Consider the following 19,886-nt stretch of genomic DNA (forward strand, 5'->3'; position numbering starts at 1 on the left):
CGCTGCGCTCGCTCGTCGCTACTCGATCGGCGGCTGGGAAGGAGTTGGCTGCTGGTCGGTCCACGACGGTGTCCGATTGGATGAACAGTAGCCTTTCGGTGGCCGCCGGCGCCGGTACTGTGGCCGATATGGGAGGGTGCGCGGTCCGCCAGATCACGTCCGTTCCGCATGTCCGTCAAGCGGCCGACGTTCTCGCGGCCGCGTTCGCCGACGACCCTCTGATGGCTGCGATCTGGCCCGACAGGCCTCGCCGCGTTGCCGTTCTTCCCGGATATTTCGAGACCTCCCTCCGGTATGTCCATGCCTCCCACGGGGTGATCGACGCCGTCGAGTCGGAGGGCCGACTCGCAGGGGTTGCGGTCTGGGACGCTCCGCACACGGACACCGGATTGCCGGTTGTCGCCGCACTTCGGTTGGGTCGGCGACTGGGCGGCCGCGCCTGGGCCGGGCTCCGGGTGCGTCGAGTTCTGGAAAAGCATGAACCCCGCGAACCCCATTGGTATCTGTCGAACATCGGTGTCGTTCCGCACGACCGGCGCCGAGGGCTTGCCGGAATTCTGCTGAATCATCGACTCGCGCAGGTCGATCGTGACCGATTGCCCGCCTATCTGGTGGCGACCACCGCACGGAATGCGCGGTATTACCGGCGATTCGGATTCACCGAACGTCCCGCTTTCACGCTCGCTGATCGAGGCCACACCCTCATGCAGCCGATGTGGCGGACACCATGATGCCTTGCGGTCGGGATGAGAAAAAGGATCGAGACGATGGCGGACAGGAGCCGATCGACACAGTGGTTGCTCGTCGAAACCCTTCGTGACGGGCATACGGTCGTCGCGGAGGACACCACGCCGCGTGCATGGGTGTCGCCCGAGCGGGCCGTCTCGAAACTCGTGGGGGACCGACGGGTGTGGCCGCAGTTGCGTGCCGCCATCGAGCGTCTGCCCGGAACATCGGAGCCGGTCGTCGAGTCGATCCGGGGTGGCCGGTACACGCACGTCGTGACCCTGCTGCCGTGTGTCGGGCCCGGTCGGTCGGTGTACGGGGTCTGGGTGCATTTCGGCCGGGCGGCGGATCAGCCGCTGTGCCCGCCCCCGCCGCTCACCCTCGCGATCGAGTGGCGGGGCGAGACCCGGTTCGTCAGCGCTCTGGGGGAGGCGTCGGAGATCCTCGGGGTCGATGTTCCGGACCGGCCACTGACGTCGCCCGAGGTGTTCGAGATGATCCGGGTGGACAACGACCTCGAACTCATCACCGAGGTACTGCTCAAGAGCTCGTCCGGCAACTGGATCAGTCCGGTGGAACTGCGGCACCGGCCCGGGGTCGGGGCATCGCTGGTGATGGCGGCCGACCGCGAGAACCCGACGGTGTGGCGTGGTCTGTTGTACGCGACACCGCAGCACGTCACGGAGATGACCTCGCTGGACACGGCGGCCCTGTCGGCTCTGCCCCGGCTCGCGCCGGATCGCCATCTGGTTCTCGTCGATGTGCAGAAGGTGCGGCTGCTGCAATGGGTCACGGCTCCACTGGAGGGCGTGCAATGGAAAGGGCAGGTCGACGACCGGGACACGCCCCATCCCGACGATGTCGAGAGGATTTTCGCTGCTGCGGCCGCGGCGCTGGCCGGTGAGATCGATGAGGCGCAGGTCGACGGCATCCGGCTCCGTGCGATCGATGGTGGCTGGATCGTGGTGGACGCCGCCGCCACGCTGATCGCAGAGGACAGCGGACCCCAACTCGCACTGATTCAGCTCACGGTCACCGGGCGCTCCGACGATCCCGATCCTGTCACGGTGACCGATAAAGGACATCCGGGGCTTTCCATGCCGACCGATGAATAGGTTGTCTGTTGCAGCTCATAGCTCGGTGTTCTATCCTCGCTCGCAGTGATCGCGCCCGCCAGGAATACGGTGGGGATTGTCCTGACGGCTGAATATCGCCGATAGTCGCGCACACGAACTGACCTGTACCAAGGGCGGCTAGTGGGAGGCGTGGCCTGTGCTCGATTCACTCGGATTTTGTTCACGATCGAATTGTCGTCCTCGTGATTTCGTTGGTGTTTTCGCCGTGAATTACTCCTCGGTCGAATTCATTCTGGAAATCCCCTCCTGAGATGGCCGCCGCGAACCTGACCGCCGACCGTGTCCTTCGCCTCGCTGTGCCCGTCCGCGTGTCATTCAAACGAACCAACCGATGTCGGGCGCGGAACCGGGGCGCGAGTGACGGCGTCCAAGGGATCACATACGCGGCGTACGGAGATATGGGTGAGGCGAGGTGAGCGAGATGACCGACGATCGGCCAATTCTCGGGTCCGTCGCAGACGCCGAACTGCGTCACCTGGTGCGAGCCCGCATGATCCCCGGTTTCGCGGGCCTCGACGCCATCGAAGCAGACGTGCGCGACTGGGCCGAGGACCGGCACCTGTCCGCTCAGGAGCCGGTGGCCCGGGCACGGATGCTGTGGCAGGAACGCCTCGCCGAGCAGGAACGCTGGTCCGGCACCGGCGACTATCACCGGCTGCGCTCAGCTTTTCACGCACTCGACGCCGACGGCATCCTCGGTCGCATGAACTTCCGTTGCTGCACGCCATGCGCCGCGCGAGCAATCGGGTGGGAACGCACCCCGATGGCAGCAGGTGCCGACGGCTACGGATTCCGCGAGTGGGGGCATGTTCACTTCCACGAAGAGGACGCCGAGTCGCTGGCCGACGACGAACCGTTCCTTCGACTCCGGTTCGGCGGCTTCCGCTCACACCCACGACTTCCCGACGAGCGCGTGACCGCGCCGGGCCCGCGCACGACGACCCTGCTGAGGGAGCAGATCGTCGGTGCACTCATCGGGCACGGCCTGCACGCCGACGACCCGCGAGGGGATGACGACAGTATCGTCGTCCGGATCGGTGAATGGCGTAAACCCCTGCCGGGCAGCGTCATCGCGCGAACAGGGTGATCGCGAGCGGAGGGAAGGCGTGCGTGGCGGCGCCATCGGTCGGGGGTGGCGCCGCCAATGCACCACGGTCACGATGTGAGGGCGCGATACGTCGCGGTCTCGAAATCGGTGAAGCGTGCACGGGCCGCCGGATCGGCATAGGGGAGCAACTGCGTTGCCCAGAAGCCGCCGACACCGGCCGCGCGGTCGATCCAGAAATACAGGTTCGCCAGACCGGACCAGCAGAGGGAACCCGCGGCACGGCCGGTGACGAGTGGTTCATCGTTGATGAGAAAGCTGATGCCCCACGATGTTTGAGTACCCGGCAGCAGGTCGGAGTCGGCATTGGTGATCGCCGGTTTGATGCCCGGCAACGGAGTCACTGCGAGCGAACCGATCTGGTTGGCGACGGCCGCGCGGACGGTGTCGGCCTCGAGGATCTGTTCCCCGCTGTCGGATCGACCGTCGCGCAACCACATCCGGATGAACCGAAGATAATCGTCGACCGTCGTCGACAATCCCTGACCGCCCATCTGCACCTCCGGTTCGGCGGGCGGCGCGAACCGGTGATTGGCGCGCAGGTCGCCGTCGCGGGTCCGGTGGTGCATCACGGCGCGGCGCTCGGCAACGGCATCATCGGCCCCGAATGCGGTGTCCGCCATGCCCAGCGGCCCGGTGATGAGTTCGGCGGTCAGGTCGCCGAGACGTTGCCCGGCGGCACCTTCGAGTACCAGGCCCGCCCAGTCGAGGTTCACCCCGTACTCCCAGCGCGTCCCCGGATCGAACAGCAGAGGCGTCGCCAGCGAGGCCAGGCGTGCGGTCGCCACGTCCGGCAGTCCCTGCTCACGCACGAATCGCTCGTACACCGGATTGAAGAAGTCGTACCCGAATCCTGCTGTGTGGGTGAGGAGTTGACGCAGGGTGATCGCGGTGCGAGGAGCGCGGAGCACGGGGGTGCCGTCGGTATCGAAACCCTCGATGACCTGCACGTCGGCGAGTTCGGGCCGGTACCGGTGCGCCGGTTCGTCGAGGTCCACGACGCTCCGGTCGGCGAGGCGCAACGCAACCGCGGCCGTGATGGGCTTCGTCGCCGAGAACAACGGGAACACGGTGTCGGCCGCGATGGGAGCCGGATCGTCGGCGGCGCGTGTGCCCGCGGTGCCGAGATACACGGTGGCGTCCGGTGTGGTGACACCGGCGACGACGCCGGGCAGTGCCGGATCGTCGCCCGTAGCGTCCAGTACGTGGTCGAGGGCTTCGGTGAGCCGCGCCGTTGCGTCCATGCCCCGAGTGTATGAGGTGACGGCTACGAGGTGATGCCTCTCAGCGAGGTCACGAAGTCGCCGAGTCGCGCAATACCCTCCGTCAACTCCGCGGTCGACGCGGCGTAGGAGAGCCGGATGTGCGTATCGGCCGTGAGATCTCCGAAATCCATTCCGGGCGTGAGTGACACGTGTGCCTCCGCCAGTGCCCGGTCACAGAACTCGGTGGCGCTCAAGCCGGTGGACGACACGTCGATGTAGACGTAGAACGCGCCGTCGGGGCGTACCGGCACCGACAATCCGATGCGTGCCAAACCGTCGAGCACCAGGTCACGCCTGCGGCGGAACTCGACTCGCCGGTCCTCGGCGACGGCCAGTGCCTCCGCGCCGAAACAGGCCGACGCGGCGTACTGGGCCGGCGTGGACGGGCAGATGTAATAGTTCTGTGCCAGCCGTTCGATCACCGGCACCAGATCGTCGGGCACGATGCACCAGCCGAGACGCCATCCCGTCATCCCGAAGTACTTGGAGAAGCTGTTGATGACGATCGCGCCCGGGTCATCGGTGAGGACGCTGCGCGGCTCGTGACCCGCCGCGTCGGCATCGGCCAGCCCGAGATAGATCTCGTCGACGATCCGCCACCCACCCCGGTCCGCGGCCCCGGCGCAGAGGTCGGCCAGTTCGTCGCGTGGCACCGACGTCCCGGTCGGATTCGACGGGGACGCGACCATCACCCCGCGGGTGTCCGGTCCCCACGCCCCGGTCACCAGGTCGGTGGTGAGCTGATACCGGGTGTCCGCGGTCGTCGGCACCAAACGCACACGCGCGCCGAAACTTTCCGCGAAACGGCGGTTGCACGGATAGGACGGGTCGGCGACCAGCACCTCGTCGCCCGGGTCGATGAGCGCCGCGCAGGCGAGGAGCAGGGCCGCCGACGCCCCCGACGTGACGACCACGCGTCCGGGATCGACCTCCGCGCCGAAGCGATCCCGATAGAACCCGGCGATCGCGCTGCGCAGCTCCGGGAGACCGAGCGCGCCGGTGTACGGGAGCGCCCGGCCGTCGGATACCTCACGGACGGCGGCGAGGAACTGCGGTGGAGCACCGAAGTCCGGTTCGCCGAGGCTGAGCTTCACCACATGGTGGCCGTCGGCCTCCAGTTCGGCGGCACGTTTGCCGAATTCCATGGCATAGAACGGCGTGACGGCTTCGGCACGCTGCGAGATCCTCATGGCGGCCATTGTGGTCAACGGCAGCCGAGGTGTCGCCGCCGGGATGTCGTCAGTCGGGGATCATGTTGAAGGTGTCGGGGTCGGGGCCGCGCCGACGGTCCTGGTTCAGACCGTCGATGACTGCCATCTCGGTGTCCGACAATTCGAAGTCGAACAGCGCGAAATTCTCCTCGACACGGGCGCGGGTGACGGACTTGGGGAACACGATGTCGCCGCGCTGGATATGCCACCGCAGCACGACCTGTGCGGGCGTGCGGTTCTTCGCAGCGGCGAGTTCGACGATCACCGGATCGGTCAACACGTCGCCCTGGGCGATCGGTGACCACGCCTCGGTGGCGATCCCGTGTTCGGAGTTGAAGGCGCGCAACGAGTCCTGCGACAAGTAGGGGTGCACCTCGATCTGGTTGACCGCGGGCACGACATCGGTCTCGTCGAACAGCCGGGCCAGATGATGTTCGGCGAAGTTGGAGACGCCGATCGCGCGGGCCTTGCCGTCGGCGTAGAACTTCTCCAGAGCGCGCCAGGTCTGCACGAAGTCGCCGACGTCCGGCATCGGCCAGTGGATGAGAAACAGGTCGATCTGCTCGACGCCGAGGTCGTCCAGGGTGCGGTCGGCGGCGGTGAGCGCATCGTCGTAATCGTGGAAGCCGTTGTTGAGCTTGCTCGTGATGAAAACGTCACCGCGGTCGAGTCCGGACGTGGCGAACGCCGCACCGACACCCTTCTCGTTGCCGTACATCTCGGCGGTGTCGATATGGCGATAGCCCACGTCGAAGGCCGTCGTGGTGGCCGCCTCTGTCTCGTCGGGCGGGATCTGGAACACCCCGAATCCCAACTGTGGGATCTCGACGCCGTTGTTCAGTGTGATGGTGGGAACGGTCATGTCCCGTACAAGGCGCCCGGGGGTCCGGGGTATTCCCCTCAGGGTGAGCCCTGATCTTTCACCCAATTGCGTGCTCGGGCGATGAAATCGCGGCCGCCGGGGTCCACAGTGGAGACATGAACACATCAAGCACCTCACAGGGAACACAGTCCGCCGGCGGCCTCGGCTTCTGGAAGATCCTCGGCATCATCGCCGTCGTCCTCATCGGGCTGGCGATCATCGGGCCGCTGCTGAAGGGCCTCTTCTGGGTCGCACTGCTCGCTCTGGCCGTATACGGCGCCTACATGCTGATCCGATCCCGCCCGGGATCGTCCGGATAACCCGTCGTTCCGTCCCGTCCGCATACAACCGCTCGTCCGCGATTGGTGACATCATTCGAGTTATTGAATCGTTCAATTCATATTGTCGAAGTTGTTACGCTCGTGGACTTTTCGGCCAATACCGCGAAGTGGCGCCGTTCGGTCTCTGAATCGCAAAATCGTCCGAATCTGACTATCCTCGGCGCGTGGCCGTATCTTCAGGGGGACATGACGAGATTCGTCGTGCGCGAGACATATCGGCCGAATGGATGTGTGATCCACGGTGACCACTGATTTCACGGAGCGACTTATCGCGCGTCGCATCGTGTCGTCGCGGGGGGCGACGGCACGCACGTCGACCGGTGTCTCCGAGCCGACCGTGCTGCGGCCACGTTCGGGACGCCCGGACACCGCCATGCGACCTCGGCACGAGGCAGCGGTCGACGATTGCGAGTGCACGCCGATTCTCGAACGGCTCGAACGGATGGCGGTGTCGGCGAGCCGCGGCGTCGACGACCGCAGCATCCCCGGCGCGGTCCACCTCGACGTCGACGGCGACATCTGGCGAACCGCCGTGGCGCCCGGTTACCTGCGCCTCTACATCGCCGACCACGGCGGAGACGGCACGATCGCGGTCGTCCTGACCCGATTCGTCGTCGACCATGGTGCCGACGTGTCGGATCTGCTCGATCACGCCTTCGTCGAGGCACGGGCTCTGCCCGAGTGGCAGGAGGACAGCGTCGACCGGGAGCCCGCGGGGTTCCGTACCGAAGGGGCTACCGCGCAGACCGGTACCTATCGCAGTGACGACGAAACCTGGTTCTGCACAATCCGTTACGCGGCATACCGGCGCGGGAACGTCGCCTATCTGCTGCATGCGACGGGCAGCGCGCCGGTACGTGAGGGTGAGGACTTCCGTCGTGCGATCGCGGCCGCCGTGCGGACCGTCCGGTTCGAGGACTGACGGGGGGACGACGATGGTGCAGCGGGCCGCACAGGTGGCCGACCTGGAGTCGGCGCTATCCGCCGAACTGGTCTTCGCCGATGATCCCGACGACGAGGGATGGATGACCGCCCACACCGAGGATCAGCAGTTGTTCGTGCGGATGGGCGACTTTCCCGACGAGGACCTGTGGTCTCTCTGGCTGGGCAACGGCCGCTGGATGGACTTCACCACTCCGCCCGCGGGCTGGATCCTTCAGGTGCCGGGTCGTCGATGGCCGGCCGGTGCGCGGCCCCGCCTACCGAAGAACGAATTCCACGACTAACGGCGGGATCTCGATACGCGCCCTCGCCCGGCGGCTCGGTCGCTGCTCGATCAGCGTCTGAGTGACGGGGTTTGAGTGGCCCGGTCGCTACCCGACTCGACAGGGGCAGAGGTCGCCGCCATCACCAGGATGCTGATCGAGTAGCCGCCGAGCCGCCAGGCGAGGCGGCGTATCGAGATCCCCCCCGGCTCACCCGCCGTCGGTGTACTTGGCGCGTGCCGCGATGATCGCAGGCGACATCACGGCCGACAGTTCCTCGGCGACATCCCGACCCTCCGCCGGAGGCATGGCGACGAAACTCAGTGCCATGCGGGCGATTGCGCGGGCGATGGGCTCGGCATCGTCTGCCGGCAACGCCACCCAGGACTCGGAGATCGCTCGGGTCAGCCCGACGGTGGCGCTGCTGATCAGTGGTGCGGCGTCGGTCGTGATGAGCTTCAGCAGATCCGGTTTGGCCTCCCCGGACAGGAGCGACCGGATCAGCGGATCCTCGGCGGCGGTGGCGAAGAACGCGGCGAATCCGTCCCGCAACGCGTCGACGATCCGCTCGGTGTTCTGTTCGATGGCCACACCGACGAGGGACACGAATTCGTCGACCAGGCGCATGGCGTACGCGGTGGCAAGACCGTTGCGCGAACCGAATTCGTTGTAGACGGTCTGCCGGCTCACGCCGGAGATGGCGGCGACGTCGGCCATTGTGACGCCCGACCAGTCACGGTCGTCGAGCAGGTCGCGCAGCGCGTCGAGCACCGTGGTGCGCAGGAGCGCTTTGCTCGCCTCGGCGTAGGTGGGTCGGGTCGTCACGAATCCGAGCGTATCGGTCGCGGTCATGAGATTCAGGCCACGGGCGCGACATCGGCGATGCCCGCACGGATCTCGGCGCGCAGTTCGCGACCCGCGGACGGCCTGCCGATGGCCGCGCCACCGACCAATACGGGCCCGTGCCAGACCCGCAGAGTCGCATCGCCGTCGGCGATGGAACCGTCGACGGCGACCTCGGTGGCGTCCGGATCGCCGGGCCATCCGGCGAAATGGATGGCGATGCCGTACTGGGTGGTCCAGCCGAACGGAACCTCGACGTGTGCGTCGGCGGGCGCGCCACTCAGGTCGGCGGCGACGATCTGCCCGACCGCCTTGCCCTGCTCGGTGGCCGACATCCACTGTTCGGCGCGGGCCGGTGCTCCGGTGATCGCGTGCGGGACCGCTGCCACGTCACCCGCCGCGTACACCGCGGGGACCGACGTCCGCAGGTGATCGTCGACGACGATGCCCTCCGCGCACACCTGCGCTCCCGTCGCGTCCGCGAGAGCGGTGTCGGCGCGAATACCCATGGCCCCGATCACCGGGCCGGCCAGGCGAGTGCCGTCGGCGAGGGCGGCTCCGTCCGCCTCGGCGAGCGTCACCGACGACCCGGTCCGCACGTCGACGCCGCGTTCCCGGTGGAGTTCTGCCAGAAATGCCGACACCTGCGGAGGTGCCGCACGCTTCATGAGCCGGTCGGTCGCCTCGCAGATCGTCACACGCCGGCCCTGGGAGGCGGCCGACGCCGCGAGTTCCAAGCCGATGAGGCCGCCGCCGACGATCGTCAGTGCCTCCGATTCGTCCATCAGCGACCGGATGCGCTCGGCATCGGCACGGCTGCGCAGTGTGGGGACGTCCGCCGACAGGATCGTGGGCCGGACGGGCAGGCCACCGGTCGCGAGAATCAGTGCTTCGTAGGCGAATTCGGAGCCATCCGCGCATCGGACCCGTCGCCGGGCCGTGTCGATCGACTCGACCCGTACGCCGGTGCGGATCTCAATGGCCCGGTCGTCCCAGAAGGCGGCGGGACGCAGCGTGATCCGTTCCGGCGACAAGTCGGCGGCGAGGATGTCCTTGGATAGTGCGGTCCGGCGGTAGGGCGCGTCGGGCTCGGCACCAAGCACGGTGATCGGTCCGTCGAATCCCCTGGCGCGCAGGGCTTCGGCGGCCGACATGCCGGCGGTGCCGGTGCCGACGACGACCACTCCGGTCATGGCCGGGCCACCTCGACCATCTCGAAATCGGCTTTGGCGGCACCGCAATCGGGGCACGACCAGTCGTCCGGGATGTCCTCCCAGCGGGTGCCGGGGGCGATGTTGTCATCCGGCCAGCCGACGGCCTCGTCGTACTCGTAGCCGCACTGGACGCAGCGGAAGAGTCGAAACTTCATGGGATGCTCCTCTTTTCGTTCGTTATCAGGGGATGTCGTGTCGGTCAGGTGGACGCGGCGACGGGTTCGAAGTCGACCTTCTCCCGCACCCCGCAGTCCGGGCACGGCCAGTCGTCGGGGATCGATGACCATGCGGTGCCGGCGGGGAAGCCCTCGCGGGGCGCGCCGGCCTCCTCGGTGTAGACGTAGTCACACACCGGGCAGCGGTAGCTCTCGTGAGCGCTCATCGGGCCACCGTCCCGTACTTCGCGATGATCCGGTCGGCCTTGCGCGGATGCAGATTCGCCTGGGTGATGTCGCCGTCGTAGTGATCGAGCACGCGGTGATCCATGACGCGTCGCCAGATCGGCGGGAAGTAGGCGAGGGTGATCATGCTGGCGTACCCGCTGGGCAGATTTGGTGCGTCGTCGAAGGAACGCAGGGTCTGGTAGCGGCGGGTGGGGTTGGCGTGATGATCGCTGTGCCGCTGTAGGTGATACAGGAAGATGTTCGTGCAGATGTGGTCGGAATTCCAGCTGTGGCGCGGGGTGCAACGCTCATAGCGTCCCGACGCGGTGGTCTGCCGGCGCAGGCCGTAATGCTCGAGATAATTGACGGTTTCGAGCAGGGAGAACCCGTAGATCGCCTGTAGCACGAGGAAGGGCAGGACCTGCCAGCCGAAGATCGCGGCCAGCGCACCCCACAGGACGATCGACATGAGCCAGGCGTTCACGACGTCGTTGCTGATGTGCCACACCGGTCGTTCGAGACGCTGCATGCGCTTGGCCTCGAGTTCCCACGCCGAACGCAGGCTGCCGAAGACGCTGCGTGGCAGGAAGGTCCAGAAGTTCTCGCCGAACCGTGAGCTGGCCGGATCCTCCGGGGTGGCCACCCGCACGTGATGCCCGCGGTTGTGTTCGATGTAGAAGTGGCCGTAAAAGGTCTGCGCCAGAGTGATTTTCGAGAGCCAGCGCTCCAGCGAATCCTTCTTGTGACCGAGTTCGTGTGCGGTGTTGATACCGATGCCGCCCATCGCGCCGATGGAGAAGGCGAGCCCGATCTTCGAGATCAGGCCGAGGCCGCCGTCGATGCCGAGCCAGCTGAGATCCGTTGCCGTCCAGAGATAGCAGGCGAAGATCAGGCTGGCGATCTGGAACGGGATGTAGACGTAAGTGCAGTAGCGGTAGTACTTGTCGTTCTCCAGTTCCTCCATCAGTTCGTCCGGCGGATTCTCCCCGTCCGGGCCGAAGAACACGTCGAGGACCGGCAGTAGGACGTAGACGAGCAGCGGGCCGATCCACCACCACACCGGCGACACCAGGTCCCAGCCGATCGCGTTGAACGCCGCGACGAAGCCGGTGGCGAGAAAGACCGCGGTCGGCGGGATGAGGCCGAGAAGCCACAGGTGACGCTTCTTGTCGCGCCATTCGGCGGTCGCTCCGCCGTGTTCGGACAGGGTCTCGTGGGACATGGGCTGTTCCTCCGTTCGTCGACGGTGTGGTTGCCGTCACTCTCGGAAGTTGACAATAGCCGTTGAGATGAACGTTGTCTAGACAACGGAGATGACTTGTAAAGCAACCCGGCAAATCGTCCGATTTGTCGATAGTTGCTCAAGGACAAGAACGGGGCCCGGACGATCGCATCGTCCGGGCCCCGGTGGCAGGTGTGAGCCGCTAGCGGCGCGGTTCGTCGATGAGTTCGGTGGGCGATTCCCCGGATGCGGCGGCCGCCACGCCCGCGAGTTCCTCGCCGACCGACGTCTCCGTGTCGTCGGCCGACGCGGTGGGGGTCAACGGCTCCGGCGTCACCGCCCGTTTGCCGGTGAACAGCGAGGCGATCGCGCCGATCACGCAGCACACGATGGCGAAGGTGAAGGCTGCGGACAGTCCGTCGGCGAACGGTGCGGAGATCAGGTGCGGGAAGAAATCCAGTCCCGTCAGTGTGTGCTGATCGGCCGCGGGGAGGTCGCCGAGGTGCTGGCCGAGGAGTTCCTTGACCGGGTTGTAGCCGAGGAATGCGGCGAACAGCACGGCGACCGCGGGCAACTGGGCGATCTGATTCGCCTCGCCGACCGGCACGCCGTTGGCCGTCAGGCCCGCGCTCATCGTCGACGGCAGGTGTGCGGCCAGGCCCGCGATCATCAGGCTGAAGAACAGTCCGATGGACAGCACCATCGCCGCGTTCTGGAAGGTCGTCATCATGCCCGAACCCGATCCGCGCTGATCGGCGGGCAGGCTGTTCATCACCTCGGCGCGGTTCGGGGAGGAGAACAGACCCATGCCGATCCCGTTGAGCAGCAAGATGATCGCGAACACCGGATAGCTGAAGTCGACCGGTAGCGCGATCAGGGCGGCGAAGGTGCCCGCGGTGATCGCCAAGCCGGTGGTGGTGAACCACTTGGTGCCCATGCGGTCGGACAGGGCGCCGGACACCGGTGCGATGAGCAGGAAGCCGACGGTCATCGGAACCATGTAGATCGCCGACCACAGCGGTGTCTGCTCGAAGTTGTAGCCGTGCTGCGGCAGCCAGATGCCCTGCAGCCAGATGATGAGGATGAACTGCAGCCCGCCGCGACCGATGGACGCCATCAGGTTCGCGATGTTGCCGAAGGTGAACGAGCGGTTGGTGAACAGGTGCAGGTCGAAGAGCGGGCTCTCGACCCGGGTCTCGATGATCACGAACACCACGAGGAGGAGTCCGCCGCCGATGAGGCAGCCCAGCACCATCGGGCTGGTCCATCCCATCGTGTGATCACCGTAGGGCTGGATGCCGTAGGTGATGCCGACGAGGACCGCGACCAGGCCGACCGCGAAGGTCAGATTGCCCCACCAGTCCATCCTGGCGCGGCGGCGCACACCCGTGTCCTTCAATTTCAGGTAGGCCCACACGGTTCCGATCAGCCCGAAGGGCACGGACACCAGGAAGATCAGATGCCAGTGGATGGGTGCCAGCACACCGCCGACGAGTAGTCCGAGGAACGAACCGGCGATGGCGGCGACACCGTTGATGCCGAGTGCGAGGCCGCGCTGATTGGTGGGAAAGGCGTCGGTGAGGATGGCCGAGGAATTGGCCATCAGGAAGGCGCCGCCCACACCCTGGACGATGCGCCAGGCAATGAGCCAGATCGCCGCGGGTGCTCCGTCGAACCAGGTGATGGCGAGGAAGATCGACGAGATGGTGAAGATCGCGAAACCCATGTTGTACATGCGGGCGCGGCCGAACATGTCGCCGAGGCGGCCGAAGCTCACCACGAGTACGGCAGTGACGACGAGGAATCCCATCATCAGCCAGAGCAGATAGCTCGTGTTGCCCGATTCGAGCGGGTTCAGGTTGATGCCGCGGAAGATATCCGGCAACGCGATCAGGACGATGGAACTGTTGATCGTGGCGATGAGCATGCCGAGCGTGGTGTTCGACAGGGCGATCCACTTGTAGTGGGGTCCGTGGTCGGCGGCCACGGTGTCCGCAGATGGTGTGGCGTGTGTGGTGGTCATGTGAATTCCTTTGAGTGCCATGGGCACTCGATGGTGTCGCGAAGGGGGAGGGGTCGCGATGGGCCGGTGACCGGCCCGGGATTCAGGTCGTCCCGAGGGCGTCGGCGAGGATGGACAGGCCTCGGCTCACCGCGGCCCGGTCGTCGGGGGCGAGTTCATCCATGACCTCGGAGAGCAGTCGGGCCTTCCGGGTGCGCGCGTTGCGGATGAGTTCGACGCCCTCGGGTGTCGCGCTGAGGAGTTTGGCGCGGCCGTCCTCGGGGTCGGCCGTCCGTTCGACGTAGCCCTGTTCCTCGAGTGCGGCGACGACACGCGACATGGTCGGCGCGGTCACCGATTCGAGTTCGGCGAGCGCCGAGAGCCGGATGGGGCCGTGGTTGATGACCGTCCACAGGGCCGCGGCGACGCCGGTGGTCAGGCTGGATTGGCCGCCTCGGGTGCGTAATGCCCGGTTGATGCGGGTGAGCAGGTGATACAGCGTGGCCACTTCGGCGCCGCTGTCCGTGCCGTTCGGTGCACTCGTCATCGATTCACCCTCTCGTCCGATCCGAGGCCAATTATTAGTTGCTTAGGGCTAAGTAAGCGAATCGTAAAGAGGGTGACGGTCGGTAGCCTGGGAGTCGTTGGAGTCGGGGCGCAAGTGAGAGGAGTGCGAGATGAGCAGGGTGGCAATCATCGGGGGACACGGCAAGATCGCGTTGCGGCTGGCGCGGATTCTGGCCGAACGCGGCGATCAGGTGACCTCGATCATTCGCGACGACACGCAGACCGCCGAGGTCGCGCTGACCGGTGCGCGTCCGGTGGTGGCCGACATCGAACTCCTCGATGTGGACGGTTTGGCGAAGGTGCTCGGCGATCATCAGGCGATCGTTTGGTCCGCCGGTGCCGGCGGCGGTGACCCGGCACGCACGTACGCGGTCGACCGCGATGCGGCTATCCGGTCGATGGATGCGGCGGCGGCTGCGGGCGTCAACCGTTACGTCATGATCTCGTACTTCGGTGCGGGGCCCGAACACGGTGTCGCCGAAGACAATCCGTTCTATCCGTATGCAGAGGCGAAGGCCGAGGCCGACGAGTATCTGCGCGGCACCGCACTCGACTGGACGATCCTGGGGCCGAGTCGTCTCACCGACGAGCCGGGCAGTGGACGGATCACCGTCGGCGGCGAACGCGGGGAGGGTGCCGAGGTGAGCCGGGACAATGTGGCGCTCGTGGCCGCGGACGTGCTGAACGCTCCCGCCACCGCGCGGCGCACCATCGAGTTCAGCGACGGTTCCACACCGATCGCCGAGGCGCTCGGCTGACGGACGGTCGGTAACCGCGGTGGATACCAGTGCGCTGGTCGAGGTCGTGGGTCCCGCCCATGTGCTCACCGATCCCGACGCGATGGCCGGTTACCTGACGGACTGGACCGGTGACCGGACGGGTGCTGCCGACGCGGTGGTGCGTCCCCGGACCACGGACGAGGTCGTGGACATCGTCCGCATCTGTGCCGGCGCGGGGGCCGCACTCTCGATCCAGGGCGGGAACACCGGCCTGGTCGGCGGTTCCGTACCGCCGGTGGCACGGGACGCGACGCGTCCTGCCGTTCTGCTGTCCACCGCCCGGATGACCGGGATCGACGATGTCGACGAACGCAATCGCTGCGTCGGAGTGCAGGCCGGTGCCACGGTCGCGTCCATCGAGGCGGCTGCGCGCCGCCGCGGGCTGATGTTCGGAGTCGACCTCGCCGCACGCGACAGCGCCACCGCGGGCGGAATCGTCGCGACCAACGCCGGCGGTATCCGCATGATCCGGCACGGCAATACACGTGCGCAGGTGGCGGGCATCGAGGCGGTCCGGGCGGACGGCAGTGTCCTGCGCCGGTGGTCGCCATTGATGAAAGACAATGTGGGATATGACCTTCCGGGGCTGTTGACCGGAAGCGAGGGAACCCTGGCGGTGGTGACGGGTGTGCTGTTCCGGCTCGTCACGCCCCCCGCCGGAACGATTGTCGCCGTCGCCGGGGTGGACCGGGTGGACACCGCGGCCGAACTCATCGCCCGCCTCGGCGAGCGTGAACGGACCGTCGAGGCGGCCGAGATCATGACCGACGACGGCATCGAACTCGTACGGGCACACGGACTTCGCCGTCCGCTGGACCGGGCGACACCGTATGCCGTCCTGATCGAGGCGTCCGGACCCGGCGATGTGGAGGCCGACCTGCTCGCGGTGCTCGACACCACCCCGGGTGTGCGTGACGCGGTTCTCGAGCCGGGACCGGCGCGGCGGCTGTGGGCGATCCGGGAGGCACACACGGAGGCGATCTCGCGATCCTCGGTCACGCCGGTCGTGAAACTCGACGTCTCGGTACCGCTCGGTGCGCTGCCCGCGGTGTTCGCCGAACTGAGCGCACTGCCGGAGACCGTCGACCATCCGTGCCGGCCGATCCTCTTCGGCCACGTCGGTGACGGAAACATTCACGTCAATCTGCTCGATGTGCCCGTCGAGAACGCCGGGGATGTCACCGAACGGGTCTTCGCCGTGATCTCCGGCCACCGCGGCAGCATCAGTGCCGAACACGGGATCGGCCGAGCCAAGGTCGGGTGGACGCACCTGGGCCGGAGTGCGGCCGACCTCGACACGATGCGGGTGATCAAGCGCGCGTTCGATCCGGCGGGCATGCTGAATCCCGGTGTGCTGTTCGAGAATTGAGCCGCGCCAGGACAGGGGCGCCGCGGTCAGAAGAAGTGCCCCGCGGCGACGCCGGCGAGCAACACGATGCAGCCGCCCATCTCGCCGATGATCAAGGCGATCGTCACGGCGCCGAGTCCCGGTGCGGGATCGGCGTATTGGTTCTCGGTGTCGCGGCGCGCGCCGTGCAGCATGTACGCGGCGATGGCGCCCACGAAGAACACGATCATCACGCCGGCCGCCGTGAGGTTCACCGCGGCGGGCCAGTCGCTGAGTTCCACGAGCGCCGCGACGACCAGCGTCGCGAACGAGTACATGAGCGCCGCACGGTGAGCGATGTCGACATAGACATGCGCGCGGTGGTCCGGTGACGTGCGGATGCCGTGGTACTTCCACACGCCGAGCGCCAGTGCCCACAGCAGGATCAGGCCGGAGATGAACACCACGACCACCGTGTCGGTGCCGAGTGCGGCTTCGCTCATGCCTCCATCCTATTCCGCCGGATGCGGGATCGAGTTACTGTTTCTCAAGTAACAGTTACTTGTGCGGGCTCGACCGGGGGGAACGAGAATCATGTCTGTGGAGCCGTTGGCCGAGGACAACCTGGATCGCGACCGGCCGGTGCCGGATCACCAGGTGGTGATCGTCGGAGCAGGCTTCGGTGGCATGGGGGCGGGCATCGAATTCACACGACTCGGTGTCGACGACATCGCGATCCTCGAGCGCGAGGACGACCTCGGCGGCACCTGGCACGTCAATCACTATCCGGGGCTGGCCGTCGACATCGCGTCGGTCACCTACTCCTATTCGTTCGAGCCGAATCCCTACTGGTCGCGACTCTTCGCGCCGGGTGCCGAACTCAAGCGCTACGCCGAACACATCGCCGACAAGTACGACCTGCGCCGCCACATGGAATTCGGCACGGTGGTGGAACGGGCCGAGTGGGACGATGCAGCCGGCCTCTGGCATGTGTGGACCGCCGACGGTGCGGAACGCACCTGCCGGTACTTCGTCACCGCGACCGGATTTCTGTCGCAGCCGCACACCCCGGACTTCCCCGGGATCGACACCTTCGCGGGCACCATCATCCACACCACGGCGTGGGACGAATCGCATGACTTCACCGGCGAGCGCGCCGCGATCATCGGCACCGGTGCCACGGCGGTGCAGTTGATCCCCGAGATCGCCGAGCGGGCAGATCATCTGACCGTTTTCCAGCGGACGCCGATCTGGGTGGTGCCGAAGGTCGACTTCCCGATCCCGCGCCCCGTGCAGAAGCTGTTCGCGCGGGTGCCACTGACGCAACGTGCGGCCCGGATGGTCAACACCTCGCTGCTGGAGTTGCTGATGGTCGTCGGGGTGCTGCATTTCAAGCAGGCCAAGCCCGGCAATCGCGGGGCCGCACTGCTGGCCAAGGCGCACCTGCGAATGCAGGTGCGCGACAAGGAGACCCGCCGCAAGCTGACCCCGTCCTATGACTTCGGATGCAAGCGGCCGACGTTCTCCAACACGTACTTCCGCACCTTCAATCGTCCCGACGTGACGCTGCAGACCGACTCCATCGCACGGATCGAACCGGACGGCATCGTGACGCAGGACGGCACCAAGGTCCCCGTCGACACCCTGGTGCTGGCCACCGGATTCAACCTGTGGGACGTGAACTTCCCGGCGATGCAGGTCATCGGCAAAGAGGGGCGCGACCTCGGAAAGTGGTGGCGCGAGAACCGCTTCCAGGCCTTCGAGGGCATCACCGTGCCGCGCTTCCCGAACTTCCTGTCGCTCAACAGTCCTTACTCGTACAGCGGACTTTCGTACTTCACCACCATCGAAGGACAGATGAAGCACATGCGGCGACTGTTCGGGGAACTCAAGCGCCGCAAGCGGGACGTCTTCGAGGTGACCGACGAGGCGAACACCCGATTCCTCGATCAGGTGACCGATCACCTGCAGTCATCGGTGTTCTACAACGGCAACTGCTCGACCGCGCGCAGTTACTACTTCAACCAGCACGGCGAAGCCGCACTGCTGCGGCCGAATTCGACCCTCGGGACCCTGCGGGAGATGGAGACGTTCCCGCTCGATTCCTACCGGTATTCGCAGCGGTAGCCGGGCCCGCTCATACCGGCGCCAGCAGTTCGGGGCCGTTGTTGGCAACCCGGTTCACCAGCGGAGCGACCTCGCGGATGTCGATCGCCGCGGCGATCTCCTCGCTCGGCGCCGCCAGCAGTTCCGGCGGCGCGGTGGCATCGGGATCGAGCCATGCATCCCAGTTGCCGTACGGCATGATGAGCGGCATCCGGTCGTGCACCTCGGTCAGATGGCCGACGGCATCGGTCGTCAGAATGGTGCAACTCAGCAGGGGTGCAGTGCTTTTCGGCTCGTCCTTCGGCCGCCATACCGACCACAGCCCCGCCATGAACAGGCGCGTGCCGTCCTGCGGCGACATGTAGAACGGGACCTTGGTGGGCTTGCCCTTCGCGTCCTTCGGACCCTTCTTCCACTCGTACCAGCCGTCCATCGGGATGAGGCACCGCCGCGATTTCACCGACGCACGGAACGAGCTCTTCTCCGCGGCACTCTCGGCGCGGGCGTTGAACAGCAGCGGCCCCTTGCCGAGTTCCTTGGTCCACGGCGGAACCAGACCCCACCGCATCGCGCGGACGCGCAGCAGCGGATCGTCGTCCGGATCGTCGGGGGAGTGGCGTTTGACCACGGACATGATCGTGGTCGTCGGAGCGACGTTGTAGTTCGGGCCGAGCTCGCGGGGCTCACGATCGGTCTCGGCTGCTGCTTCTCCCGAACCGGCGTCCGTGGCCGTGCCACCCGTCTGCGGTGTCCGGTCGAGCGAGGCGGGCACCTCGTTGACGGCCTCGATCTCCGCAGCCAGTTTCGCCGGGTCGGTGGTCACCGCAAAGCGTCCGCACATGCCTCCATGTTTCCACGGCCCGCCGAACAACAGTCTGCGAGCTCGTCCCATTGGTCGCGAGTAGCGGTGCGCGAGCGCCGGCGAGCCCAGCGCGTATCGAGACCCGGTCACGTGCGGATCTCGATACGCGAGCTCGCCTGGCGGCTCGCTCGCTACTCGATCGGCGGGGTGTGGGTCGCTCGCTGTTCGATCGGCGGGGTGGGTCGCTCGCTGTTCGACCAGCGAGGCGCGGTCAGGCCACGATGTCGGCCACCACGGCGCCGGTGACCCCGATCAGGTCGGTCGGGGACAGTTCGATCTCCAGGCCGCGACGGCCCGCGCTGCACAGCACCCGCGACCAGGTGGTTACCGAACTGTCGACGACTGTCGGCAGCGGGGTGCGCTGGCCGATGGGAGAGACACCGCCGAGGACGTAGCCGGTGGCGCGGGTGACAGCCTTCGCGTCGGCCATCCGGGCTTTCGACGATACGTTGCCCACCGCGGTGAACGCGGCGGCCGCGGCCTTGAGAGAGAGTCGCTGGGGAACCGGCAGGACCGCGACGGCCAGAGTGCCGCCGAGGTCGATCACCAGCGTTTTCAGGACCTGCGCGGGCTCGATGCCGAGTTCGTCGGCGAGCGCCGCGACGGCCTCCTCCCCGAACGAGGTTTGCCGAGGATCGTGGCGATAGCGGTGCACGGTGTGTGCCATCCGAGCGTATTCGAGTGCCGTGACGGCGGGTGTTGCAGCCATGTGTTCGTCGCCGCCTTCCTC

The 19,886-nt window shown here is 66.7% G+C and carries 22 protein-coding genes; 9 read left to right on the forward strand and 13 right to left on the reverse strand.

From position 1 onward, the window contains the following. Window positions 1-80 precede the first annotated feature (80 nt). From AC4JJG_RS04825 to AC4JJG_RS04835, 3 genes are all read left to right on the forward strand, one after another. A complete protein-coding gene (locus AC4JJG_RS04825; RefSeq protein ID WP_495399791.1) occupies window positions 81-731 on the forward strand; it encodes a GNAT family N-acetyltransferase in 651 nt (216 codons plus the stop codon). A 36-nt stretch (window positions 732-767) separates the two neighbouring features. Beyond that, window positions 768-1,841: a GAF domain-containing protein gene (locus tag AC4JJG_RS04830; RefSeq protein WP_495399792.1), complete on the forward strand. Its 1,074-nt coding sequence runs from the start codon at window positions 768-770 to the stop codon at window positions 1,839-1,841. Between the two features lie 442 nt (window positions 1,842-2,283). Further along, window positions 2,284-2,949, forward strand: a complete 666-nt coding sequence (locus AC4JJG_RS04835; RefSeq protein WP_495399793.1) for a DUF6891 domain-containing protein — start codon at window positions 2,284-2,286, stop codon at window positions 2,947-2,949. A 68-nt stretch (window positions 2,950-3,017) separates the two neighbouring features. Here the strand turns inward: AC4JJG_RS04835 and AC4JJG_RS04840 are convergent, their stop codons facing one another. The 3 genes from AC4JJG_RS04840 to AC4JJG_RS04850 are packed head-to-tail and all read right to left on the reverse strand — an operon-like array spanning window position 3,018 to window position 6,305. Further along, the gene (locus AC4JJG_RS04840; RefSeq protein ID WP_495399794.1) at window positions 3,018-4,211 is read right to left on the reverse strand and encodes a serine hydrolase domain-containing protein; all 1,194 of its coding nucleotides are present in this window, start codon (window positions 4,209-4,211) and stop codon (window positions 3,018-3,020) included. A gap of 23 nt (window positions 4,212-4,234) precedes the next feature. Beyond that, a complete protein-coding gene (locus tag AC4JJG_RS04845) occupies window positions 4,235-5,422 on the reverse strand; it encodes a pyridoxal phosphate-dependent aminotransferase (protein WP_495399795.1) in 1,188 nt (395 codons plus the stop codon). A gap of 49 nt (window positions 5,423-5,471) precedes the next feature. Then, on the reverse strand, window positions 5,472-6,305 hold the full coding sequence (locus AC4JJG_RS04850; protein WP_495399796.1) for an aldo/keto reductase: 834 nt from the start codon (window positions 6,303-6,305) through the stop codon (window positions 5,472-5,474). A gap of 116 nt (window positions 6,306-6,421) precedes the next feature. Between AC4JJG_RS04850 and AC4JJG_RS04855 the strand changes: the two genes are divergently transcribed. From AC4JJG_RS04855 to AC4JJG_RS04865, 3 genes are all read left to right on the forward strand, one after another. Further along, window positions 6,422-6,625 carry a hypothetical protein gene (locus tag AC4JJG_RS04855; RefSeq protein ID WP_495399797.1) on the forward strand — a complete coding sequence of 68 codons (204 nt, stop codon included), beginning with the start codon at window positions 6,422-6,424 and terminating at the stop codon, window positions 6,623-6,625. A gap of 262 nt (window positions 6,626-6,887) precedes the next feature. Next, entirely contained in the window at window positions 6,888-7,568 is a 681-nt protein-coding gene (locus AC4JJG_RS04860) for a hypothetical protein (protein WP_495399798.1), read from the forward strand. A 13-nt stretch (window positions 7,569-7,581) separates the two neighbouring features. After that, window positions 7,582-7,872: a hypothetical protein gene (locus AC4JJG_RS04865; protein ID WP_495399799.1), complete on the forward strand. Its 291-nt coding sequence runs from the start codon at window positions 7,582-7,584 to the stop codon at window positions 7,870-7,872. A gap of 189 nt (window positions 7,873-8,061) precedes the next feature. Here the strand turns inward: AC4JJG_RS04865 and AC4JJG_RS04870 are convergent, their stop codons facing one another. From AC4JJG_RS04870 to AC4JJG_RS04900, 7 genes are all read right to left on the reverse strand, one after another. Beyond that, a complete protein-coding gene (locus AC4JJG_RS04870; RefSeq protein ID WP_495399801.1) occupies window positions 8,062-8,703 on the reverse strand; it encodes a TetR family transcriptional regulator in 642 nt (213 codons plus the stop codon). Window positions 8,704-8,708: 5 nt separating this feature from the next. Further along, window positions 8,709-9,887 (reverse strand): NAD(P)/FAD-dependent oxidoreductase, encoded by a 1,179-nt coding sequence (locus AC4JJG_RS04875; protein ID WP_495399802.1) that lies wholly within the window; start codon window positions 9,885-9,887, stop codon window positions 8,709-8,711. Next, window positions 9,884-10,063 carry a rubredoxin gene (locus AC4JJG_RS04880; RefSeq protein ID WP_495399803.1) on the reverse strand — a complete coding sequence of 60 codons (180 nt, stop codon included), beginning with the start codon at window positions 10,061-10,063 and terminating at the stop codon, window positions 9,884-9,886. The genes AC4JJG_RS04875 and AC4JJG_RS04880 overlap by 4 nt, the downstream gene beginning before the upstream one ends. A gap of 44 nt (window positions 10,064-10,107) precedes the next feature. Beyond that, window positions 10,108-10,290 carry a rubredoxin gene (locus AC4JJG_RS04885; protein WP_495399804.1) on the reverse strand — a complete coding sequence of 61 codons (183 nt, stop codon included), beginning with the start codon at window positions 10,288-10,290 and terminating at the stop codon, window positions 10,108-10,110. Then, the gene (locus tag AC4JJG_RS04890) at window positions 10,287-11,513 is read right to left on the reverse strand and encodes an alkane 1-monooxygenase (protein ID WP_495399805.1); all 1,227 of its coding nucleotides are present in this window, start codon (window positions 11,511-11,513) and stop codon (window positions 10,287-10,289) included. The genes AC4JJG_RS04885 and AC4JJG_RS04890 overlap by 4 nt, the downstream gene beginning before the upstream one ends. A gap of 202 nt (window positions 11,514-11,715) precedes the next feature. After that, window positions 11,716-13,536, reverse strand: a complete 1,821-nt coding sequence (locus tag AC4JJG_RS04895; protein ID WP_495399807.1) for an MFS transporter — start codon at window positions 13,534-13,536, stop codon at window positions 11,716-11,718. A gap of 82 nt (window positions 13,537-13,618) precedes the next feature. Next, window positions 13,619-14,062 (reverse strand): MarR family winged helix-turn-helix transcriptional regulator, encoded by a 444-nt coding sequence (locus tag AC4JJG_RS04900; RefSeq protein ID WP_495399808.1) that lies wholly within the window; start codon window positions 14,060-14,062, stop codon window positions 13,619-13,621. A gap of 130 nt (window positions 14,063-14,192) precedes the next feature. Between AC4JJG_RS04900 and AC4JJG_RS04905 the strand changes: the two genes are divergently transcribed. Further along, window positions 14,193-14,840 (forward strand): SDR family oxidoreductase, encoded by a 648-nt coding sequence (locus AC4JJG_RS04905; protein ID WP_495399809.1) that lies wholly within the window; start codon window positions 14,193-14,195, stop codon window positions 14,838-14,840. A 19-nt stretch (window positions 14,841-14,859) separates the two neighbouring features. Beyond that, complete coding sequence (locus AC4JJG_RS04910; protein ID WP_495399811.1) at window positions 14,860-16,230, forward strand: FAD-binding oxidoreductase; 1,371 nt, start codon at window positions 14,860-14,862, stop codon at window positions 16,228-16,230. Window positions 16,231-16,256: 26 nt separating this feature from the next. Here the strand turns inward: AC4JJG_RS04910 and AC4JJG_RS04915 are convergent, their stop codons facing one another. Then, complete coding sequence (locus AC4JJG_RS04915) at window positions 16,257-16,691, reverse strand: hypothetical protein (RefSeq protein ID WP_495399812.1); 435 nt, start codon at window positions 16,689-16,691, stop codon at window positions 16,257-16,259. Window positions 16,692-16,782: 91 nt separating this feature from the next. Between AC4JJG_RS04915 and AC4JJG_RS04920 the strand changes: the two genes are divergently transcribed. Beyond that, window positions 16,783-18,315 (forward strand): flavin-containing monooxygenase, encoded by a 1,533-nt coding sequence (locus AC4JJG_RS04920; protein WP_495399814.1) that lies wholly within the window; start codon window positions 16,783-16,785, stop codon window positions 18,313-18,315. Between the two features lie 10 nt (window positions 18,316-18,325). Here the strand turns inward: AC4JJG_RS04920 and AC4JJG_RS04925 are convergent, their stop codons facing one another. Together AC4JJG_RS04925 and AC4JJG_RS04930 are read right to left on the reverse strand one after the other, a co-directional pair. After that, window positions 18,326-19,135 (reverse strand): SOS response-associated peptidase, encoded by an 810-nt coding sequence (locus AC4JJG_RS04925; protein ID WP_495399816.1) that lies wholly within the window; start codon window positions 19,133-19,135, stop codon window positions 18,326-18,328. A gap of 232 nt (window positions 19,136-19,367) precedes the next feature. Beyond that, the gene (locus tag AC4JJG_RS04930) at window positions 19,368-19,865 is read right to left on the reverse strand and encodes an aminoacyl-tRNA deacylase (RefSeq protein ID WP_495399818.1); all 498 of its coding nucleotides are present in this window, start codon (window positions 19,863-19,865) and stop codon (window positions 19,368-19,370) included. Window positions 19,866-19,886: the final 21 nt, after the last annotated feature.

The organism is Gordonia sp. B8661-1, assembly GCF_059427765.1.